Below are 1,323 nucleotides of genomic sequence, written 5' to 3'. Positions count from 1 at the left end.
GGGGCGACCTAAAGGGATAACTTTCTTCATATGGTCTTGAGCCTCAGGTTTCATACTGGCTGTCATTTCCGTTTCCATAAAACCGGGAGCGATCGCCATAGAGCGAATATTATAGCGCGCGAGTTCCTTGGCCCAAGTGACGCTTAATGCAACCACGCCAGCTTTAGCCGCGCTGTAATTACTTTGTCCAATATTGCCTTCTCTGGCGATACTGGAAATATTAATAATACAACCCTCTGAATTGGTGTTAACCATCAGGCGGGCAGCTTCACGGCCACACAGGAATACACCACTAAGGTTAACGTCGATCACGCTTTGCCATTGCTGCAGGCTCATGGTTTGGCTAACTTTGCCATCTTTAGCTTTTAGCAATAAACCGTCTCGTAGAATGCCGGCATTATTAACGAGGCCATTCAGCTTTCCAAAATCGCGCTCAATCGTATTAAAGGTGTTCTCTACGTCAGCCTCTTGGGCAACGTTGCAAACATAGGTTTTAGCTGTGACGCCCAGTGCTTCGCACTCATTAGCGGTTTCATCAAGACGTTCTGCATTCATGTCGATCAGAGCGAGATTAGCTCCTTTTTCAGCAAGGCCTAAAGCCATTTCTCTTCCTAAGCCTTGAGCGCCGCCTGTAATTGCAATAACTGCATCTTGTAATTTCATGTTCTGCCTATATTAATACCAGATTGGGGCGTGTTGGGTATCGAGGGATCACCCCTAACCCTTAAATGAGAATCTATCTTAATGGCTTGTTAGGATAAGAAAAAGGATTAATGCAGTCGGGTACTAATAAATCTCGACTTGGAGTAAGTATGCAAATTTTATTTTTACTGTTCTTGATTGTTCCTATCATTGAGATGTTGGTATTAATTGAGGTGGGCTCATTTATTGGTGTCTTTTATACAGTGTTGCTGGTGTTATTGACGGCAGTCATAGGTGTGACGCTGCTTAAAAAACAGGGGCTGAGTACCTTTATCAGAGCTAATCAGAAGATGCAAAGTGGCCAGATGCCAGTCTCTGAAATTGGTGAAGGGATGATGTTGGCAATCGCGGGAGCATTGTTGCTTACCCCTGGGTTTGTGACCGATACGATTGGCTTTATTTTATTGACGCCGGGCTTTAGAGCTTCGTTTGCCAAGATGATTGCGAAAAATCTGGTACAGAATTCCTCACAAAGCGGCTTTTATTCCCAGACAACTTATAGACAGTCGTCTCAGGCGGAGGAGCAGCCGGTTAAGGACCCTTTCTCTGCCCAGGAATTTCCCCAACGTACCGTTCCGCCTGAAGAGATCGCCGAAGGTGAGTTTCAAGAGATAAAACAAG

The 1,323-nt window shown here is 45.2% G+C and carries 2 protein-coding genes; one reads left to right on the top strand and one right to left on the bottom strand.

Annotated features, from left to right (window positions below; all coding sequences use genetic code 11):
- A partial coding sequence (locus A3735_RS21320; RefSeq protein ID WP_068638592.1) for an SDR family NAD(P)-dependent oxidoreductase occupies positions 1-663 on the bottom strand: 663 nt, incomplete at its 3' end.
- 149 nt (positions 664-812) lie between these two features.
- Between A3735_RS21320 and A3735_RS29810 the strand changes: the two genes are divergently transcribed.
- A partial coding sequence (locus A3735_RS29810) for an FxsA family protein (protein ID WP_156499806.1) occupies positions 813-1,323 on the top strand: 511 nt, incomplete at its 3' end.

The sequence above is a fragment of the Oleiphilus sp. HI0061 genome, from assembly GCF_001635675.1.
Note: the sequence above shows the minus strand (reverse complement) of the source record. Positions and strands in the feature narration are given on the sequence as shown.